The sequence below is a fragment of the Floridaenema aerugineum BLCC-F46 genome, from assembly GCF_041929345.1.
GTDB classification, from domain to species: Bacteria; Cyanobacteriota; Cyanobacteriia; order Cyanobacteriales; family Aerosakkonemataceae; genus Floridanema; species Floridanema aerugineum.
Window position 1 is genome coordinate 1 of record NZ_JBHFNQ010000002.1, and the last position, 6,796, is coordinate 6,796.

The following is a 6,796-nucleotide window of genomic DNA, read 5'->3' on the forward strand; positions in this document are numbered from 1 at the left end:
CGGTGTAAAATAATGGTAATAAATTCATTATTTTCGTTAATTAGGTCTTCTTGAGAATAGCAGACCTCTTTTTTTTTGACAACAATCGGTAAACCCCGCACGCAGTAAGGGGTTTACCGATTGTTGTCACCCCGTCAGGTCGTTTTAGGCTCAAAGTCTGCCTATTCATTGTCAATAAGCCTGTCAATAAGCTGAAATTTTTTGGGTAGCGTAACCAGCCTGAAACCTTGATTCAAAAGCGTTTCAGCCCCGTTGTCACCCCCTGAACGCCGGGACGCACCATCCATGCCGGACTCCGGCTCAAGCCCTGCGCTTCCAGGACGGCGGCACGATCTTGCCACGCCGAACCGCCAGGATCAGCAATATCACGCTGGCTGTAGCAGACACCAGGATGGCAATCAGCGAGCCCTCCATGCCAGCACTGCCGCCTGTGAGCAGTTCCGGGCCTACGAAGGTGGTCTTGAACAAGCCTTGCCCGGTTTGACCGCCGGACACGGAGCCGGAGAAAATCTTGCCCATCGTGTAGTTCCAGGCTCCGTGGAGGCCGATGCCCATCCACAGGCGACGGGTGACCATAAAGGGCGCGGCTAGCATCGGGCCGAACACAATGGCGATGGATGCAATGCCTGCGAGGGTTTCACCTTCGTTCCCACTATGCGTAAGGCCAAACGCCACGGACGAGACGATCAGCGCCACCCAGCCGCCGAACACTTCCTCAAAGATGCGAAACACCACACCCCGGAACAGCATCTCCTCGCCGACAGGAGTCACCAGCGCACCCCCTGTCGGCAGAACCTGCTGCCAACTGTCGATACCCTCGATGCGGTAGAGGCCGAGAACCATCGCGATCAAAACGCAGGTGGTGAACAGGCCAAAGCCGAGCAACAGGCCGAAGCCGAGTTCGCGACCCATACCGGGTAGGGTCAGTTCGCTGACCGATCGGCGTTCCACGAAATGCGCGAAGCTCACATACACCAGCAGCAGGTTCGCGACGGTCAACAAGCCCACGATCAGGGATGGCACCGGGCTTGGGGTGAACGTCTGGATGAATAATTTGCCTGAAAAAGTCACGTAGAACAGGATGTAGGATAGCAGCAGCAGGCGGGTAAGCGGGAAACGCAGGATGCGTAGTAACAGGCGGATTTTTGAATCGGTTTGTGTATCCATTGACGATCTCCAGTTAGGAAAGGATAATTTCATTGCAGGGTGGGTTAGCGTAGCGTAACCCTTGCGGAGGTTGGGTTTCGTGCTTCAACCCAACTTACTAACTTCAATCAATTAACGAAATCAGAATCGTGATTTCGTTTGGACGGTATCCAGCCACAAGCAAGCCGGATAGGGCGGCACCATCACCGATCGCGTATACCCTCAAGTCACTGACCTGTGAATTATCAAAAACGGCTGCCAATGCTTGCTCTGCTTTGGTGCGATCGTCAGTGTCTGCCAGCAGCAAGACGGGGACAAAGTGAGCCGCTGCTGGATCGGCGATCGCCCTCAGTTCTGCCACAATATCCGGCGTGACATCGCCAGTCCGGGCATAGACCTGTTTCCAGGTACTCATCCAGGCATCTGCGCCAAACTGCTCCCAGAGCTTACCGACAAAGTGTTGATAATATCGCAACGCAATAGGTTCTAGATCTGTTCCTGGTTCAATGATTTCATCAAACACGGCACTGCCAAATCCCGCCTGACTGGGCTGCCCGTAGAGGTTAACAAGATCCGTGTAGTTAGATGGGAGAGGGGATGGGTTCATAGTTCTCAGAGGGTTTTATGTCCAGTACAGTTCCTGTTGAGTAGCTCAGAGTCTATTTAGCAGCGACTCTTTCTGGTAATTCTGCTCGCTTTCCCCAGAAGAAATAAGCCACTAATACGGCAACCAAGGTCAAACCGATGCCAAATTCATCGATAATATAAGGCGTGAGTGCGGTCTTTCCAGTCAGAGGCGTAAAGATACCCTGAATAAACGGATTTTCTGGTTCGATAGTAGTGTCATGCTCGTTTTTCCTTATTCATACTCAAAAACAGGTTTGACCTGGGCAAGGCAGCGAGAGTCGGGTGCGCGGTTGGGATTGGTCAGGAAAGCGAGGGCGATCGCCTGGGCACAGGCGGCACCGGTCGTGTTGGCCTTTGCCACCAGAGAAACGTGACCGACACCCGAAAAGGTATAGACGTAGGAGTTTTTCAGGTTGCTGGCGACGGCTTTGCCATAGACTTCGGGTGTAACCGGGTCAAATTGACCGTTAAACACCAGCGTTGGAACCTCGGTGTTTTTGTAGGCAAAGGGAGGCTCCAATTCGACCTGGAGTACTTCACAGGAGCGATCGACGAGGGCTTTTTCCTGGGAACCAAAAAAAGCAAGTTGGGGATAGGGGGGTGGAAACAACGTGGCCGGATCGACCGTGACAGAAGCAGCCCGAACACAGAGAACTGCGCTATACATACCTTCGGCCTCATCCATTGCCAACCCTGCCGAAAGCTTCTCCTCAGCCCAGGCAAAATCATTGCTGTTTGCTGCCCGATAAAGGTTGCGGGGCAGGAAACGACTGTCTTCTGTGCTGTATAAGTAAGGCACAATGGCATAGGCAAGGTCTTTGCCATCCAATAAAACGTCAAAGGTTTTTTGGGTGTTGGGAATGGTGAGTTTGGCAGGAATGGGGTGCTGGTTGAGGCGATCGATCAATGACGAAAAAACCCTTTCCAGGTCGGGGTAGGTCTGGTTGCATTGGGCATCCTGGGCGCAGGCGGCAAACACATTGCGAAGCGCCTGACTGATGGAGTAGGAACTCCCCAAATTAAAGTCAACATCAGGTCTGACTACTCCATCCAGAATCACACTACGGAGTTTTGCCTTGTGCTGGTCGGCTTGCGCCAGCACATACTGCCCCAGCAGCGTCCCATAGGAAGCGCCATAAAAGTTAAACTGCTCGTAACCCAGAACCTCGGCAACAACGTACAAATCAGCAGCATTTTCGATGCTATTGAAGGCACTAAAGTTTACTCCCGTAGCGGCGAGGCGATCGCGACAGGCTGTAATCCAGCCTGGATCACTAAATTCCAATTTACCCTTGGCAACCGCAACGTTGTGATCAACCCGCTCTGGACAGGTCAACGCCGGACGGGAAAATTGCGTGCCGCGCTGTTCCACAAACACCATATCCCGTTGCTGCAAAATCGCTGTCCCAACGTTGGTGAAAGGTACGATTTTGCTGGGAAATAATCCAATCGTTGAACCGCCCGGCCCACCCTGTTCCATCATCAGCGGGTCTGGGGCCGGGTTGTCACCAATGCTGCGAGTCCGCACGACAGCCAGTTGAATCGTGCGACCGTTGGGCTGGCTGTGGTGCTCAGGCACGGTGACATAGCCACAGTCTGACAAGGCGGCGACCAGTGGCACCAGTCCAAATGTAGAGCAGTCAGCTGGCTCCCATGCAGGGCCAAACGGACTGCGGTTGCTAGCGGTGGCGGCAACACTGGTGGCGATCGCCGTCACCACGAGGGCTGTAAATTGACCCAACCGTGTTAGAGAAAACTTCATCAATCACTCCTAAAAAATCATCGCTCTTTACCCGATCGCAAATCCAGTTTTCTACGACAAACGCACTCGTAAATTATCAAAGCCCTTATCTGACCGGGTTTCTGCTCCTTGCTCAATGGCTTGGCGATAAGTTTCCACAAAATGATTGGGCATAATGTCGCCCTGTTGGGAAAGAAACGACCATGACTCTCCCACGTGCACAAAGTCATCCTTGAGTAGTTTACTCAGGGGCAGCATGGGAATCATGTCTGCCAGATTGGTGATGCGATAGTGATTGGGAAGCAACTGGCTGTGGGCTTCCACAAAAGCCTTGTTGCCTAACCGGGGACCCGCGTAGGTATAAACCTGAATACTGGGTCGCAACTCTGGGAAAATCAGGGCTAGATCGATCGCGGCAAAGGTCGTCAGAGCCGCCCCCAAACTGTGTCCAGAAATTATCAGCGGTTTCTTAGGATCTAAGGATTGAACTGCTTTCTTGACGGCTGCGGCTAAATGCGTTTGATAAAAGTTATAAATGCCGGAGTGAACTTTACCGATCGCAGTTCCATTTACTGGATGAACATAGTTCTGTTGAATCGCCAGGATATTTTCTAACCATTCCAGTTGGCGCTGAGTCCCTCGAAACATTAGGATATTCATCTTGGGAGAAGACAACAAAAACCCGTAATAAACCGGGATTTGTTGTTTCAAATTCACCACCTGCTTGACTTGATTCTGAATGATATCTTTTGTTTGGTTGACGCGATCGCCCAGTTCATTCAGGGTGTCAGGAGTGTTTGCTAACGCTGCGAGCGGAACTTCAAAGGAAATCGCCTCTTCCACTCGTTCGGCTGCTTTAAAGGATGTAATTTGGCGAAAGGGTCTAAAGCCCGTTGTATAGAATGGTAAGACAGAAATCCTACCGTCATAATTCGCGTCATATTTACCCTTGAGATATTGCTGGGTACAGAGCTTGCTGCCAGTAATCAACAGCTTAGACCACTCGCGGTTGTAGGGAATGGTCGGCGATCGCAATTTAGCACTCTGTTGCACAGCGACCAAATCTTTAATTGCAGTCAGGTCAGCGCCAAAGGCAGATTGTACCAGTTGAGTTGGATCGTACAATTGCCGCAGTTTAGCTTGTTCAGCTTGCAACGCTTGCTGCTGCAACTGTTCGCGCCCAAATACTGCTGCGATCGTAGTGCCTAATCCAGACCAGAGTAAAAATCGGCGGTTAAATCTCATCTTGCTCACCGGATGGAGGACGATCTGAGGTTAAAGATAATTTGCTCACATAGAAATGATTGACCGCTTGCCCCACACCCCAGAAATAAGAGAAGGCAACCATTCCAGGTGCTAACGCCCCAATCAGCGGCACAACGACTCCCACTGCCACTGTCAATAACCAGGCGAGGAACCCCATCAAAACTGCGCCAGCGATACCAAACAGAATGCCAACCCTGGCTAAGAGATCGCCTCCTTTCTGGAACTGCCAGAGGCGGGCAATCCCAATCACCAGCAAAACGTTGAGCAGCACCAGGACGATCGCTTGCAATAAGCCAATGTTGGGAATTGGCAGCAGAGCAACGATCGCCGCACCCAGCGCATAATCCAGAATCAAGTTGCGGGCTTTTAAGTTAACTGCTTCGGGATGATCCATAGCGATCGCGATTGATAAGCTCCTGAGATTGAAATCAGACATTAGGACTGGGGTGAAGCATACACCCTCTCCACTAAACTGTTTGACTACTGGGCTGGTTTAGCATTTTTGCATCACGCAGGCGCAGCAATTCTTCACGCCAGGATGTTACCAGGGTATCGGTTTCTACATCCTGACCCTGATGCTGCACCCGCCATTTGCGAAATGCCAGTTCATTCTGCGCTCGCACAATGGCGGCACAAGTGCGGCGATTGTATCCTGGAATGCGGCGAGTCTGGAAGATGCGATCGCGCTTCACGGCTTCATACTCTCCCGGCGTAATCACAGGTTCCTGTTCATCGGCAAGCTGTTCTCGAATCACATTCCGCTCCCAAATGCCGCTCTGCCAGAGCATCACGCCCACAATCAAGAAAAACGGGAAATAAGTCACCAGTTTTATGACGCTATGCTGTACCCACTGATTCAGGAAAGGTGCCACCACAGCTGGGGTGACAGTCGCGGGTGTATCAGCCACAGGTTTGCCCGTCTGAAAATAGATAACCAGTGCGATCGTCAACCCGATCATATTGTTGAGGAAATGAGCCGAAAACCCCAGCAGCCAGCCTCCCACCGGAGCCGCATAGCGCAACCAGCGACGGGTGGTTTGACGGGCTAACCCCAGCCATGCGCCAAACAAACCTGTAAATAGGGGATGACCCGCAAACCCAAATATCGCCAAGCGATCGGCGATTTGATAATACAGCGGGATGTCTCCTGTGCTGATAAATTCTTTGGTGATGTAAAACGGAGTTTCCTGCAAATTAAAGCCAATGCCGACCAATGCTCCATAAATGAAGCCGTCGCGCACATTATCAAACTCACTTCGGAATAGCCAGAACAAAAGCAAAACTCCCAGCCCTTTGGCTGTTTCCTCCACAAGTGGCCCTGCAATTGGAGCCGTCAGCAGCATCACGGCATCTTCGCCCAAAACGCCTTTGATCTCAGGGTGAAGCGCCACAAAATCACCTATACTCTTGAAGAAAACGTTGTTAGTGGGAAAGGCAATTCCAGAGGAAATCAGCGCCCCCCACAGTAAGGCAATCAGATAAAGCCAGCGAGATTCTGGTTCACGTCGATCGAGAAACCACAGGATGGCAAGGGGGAACAGCGTCACCAGGAACGTGCCCAGCAAGCCAATAATGTAAACCTGAACAGCCGCTGGGGAGAGGGTCGAAAAGTAGACACGGAATAACGAAAACGTACTGGCTAGTAACAGCACCACCAGAACAATGATGGCAAAGATCGCATTTTTAGGACGGCTCAAGGGCGAACCGTAGAGAATGTGGGCAATTTCAGTAGATGTTATTTTATTCATGGAATTAATTTAATCAGTAAACCAAGAAGTTTTTCCTCTCATAGCGATCGCTTTTGGCTTTTGTATTCTGTGATACCGTAATCTTCATAAATGTAATCTTTCTTTTGGACTGTGGGCAAAGAAGAAAAGAGCTTGACTAAATCGGCAAATTATTAACTAAACTTACTTATAGTTGCCTATTATGAGTAAGTTATGTGGAAGGTTTCAGAATTTGGAGATTTGGTTGGAGTTTCGGCATCGACACTTCGTAGATGGGAGCAGGAAGGCA

At 50.9% G+C, this 6,796-nt stretch carries 7 protein-coding genes; 1 reads left to right on the forward strand and 6 read right to left on the reverse strand.

The window, feature by feature from the left end; genetic code table 11:
- Window positions 1-300: 300 nt before the first annotated feature.
- The 6 genes from ACE1CC_RS00040 to ACE1CC_RS00065 all read right to left on the reverse strand — a co-directional run bounded on the left by ACE1CC_RS00040 (window position 301) and on the right by ACE1CC_RS00065 (window position 6,528).
- Complete coding sequence (locus ACE1CC_RS00040) at window positions 301-1,167, reverse strand: CPBP family intramembrane glutamic endopeptidase (RefSeq protein ID WP_413268428.1); 867 nt, start codon at window positions 1,165-1,167, stop codon at window positions 301-303.
- Between the two features lie 103 nt (window positions 1,168-1,270).
- A complete protein-coding gene (locus tag ACE1CC_RS00045) occupies window positions 1,271-1,753 on the reverse strand; it encodes a hypothetical protein (protein ID WP_413268429.1) in 483 nt (160 codons plus the stop codon).
- A gap of 252 nt (window positions 1,754-2,005) precedes the next feature.
- Window positions 2,006-3,535 (reverse strand): alpha/beta fold hydrolase, encoded by a 1,530-nt coding sequence (locus ACE1CC_RS00050; RefSeq protein WP_413268430.1) that lies wholly within the window; start codon window positions 3,533-3,535, stop codon window positions 2,006-2,008.
- A gap of 51 nt (window positions 3,536-3,586) precedes the next feature.
- Window positions 3,587-4,759: a lipase family protein gene (locus ACE1CC_RS00055; RefSeq protein ID WP_413268431.1), complete on the reverse strand. Its 1,173-nt coding sequence runs from the start codon at window positions 4,757-4,759 to the stop codon at window positions 3,587-3,589.
- The gene (locus ACE1CC_RS00060; protein WP_413268432.1) at window positions 4,749-5,174 is read right to left on the reverse strand and encodes a hypothetical protein; all 426 of its coding nucleotides are present in this window, start codon (window positions 5,172-5,174) and stop codon (window positions 4,749-4,751) included. The genes ACE1CC_RS00055 and ACE1CC_RS00060 overlap by 11 nt, the downstream gene beginning before the upstream one ends.
- A 73-nt stretch (window positions 5,175-5,247) precedes the next feature.
- Window positions 5,248-6,528: a PrsW family intramembrane metalloprotease gene (locus ACE1CC_RS00065; RefSeq protein ID WP_413268433.1), complete on the reverse strand. Its 1,281-nt coding sequence runs from the start codon at window positions 6,526-6,528 to the stop codon at window positions 5,248-5,250.
- Between the two features lie 192 nt (window positions 6,529-6,720).
- On the opposite strand from ACE1CC_RS00065, the gene ACE1CC_RS00070 reads away from it, so the two are divergent.
- A partial coding sequence (locus ACE1CC_RS00070) for a MerR family transcriptional regulator (RefSeq protein ID WP_413268434.1) occupies window positions 6,721-6,796 on the forward strand: 76 nt, incomplete at its 3' end.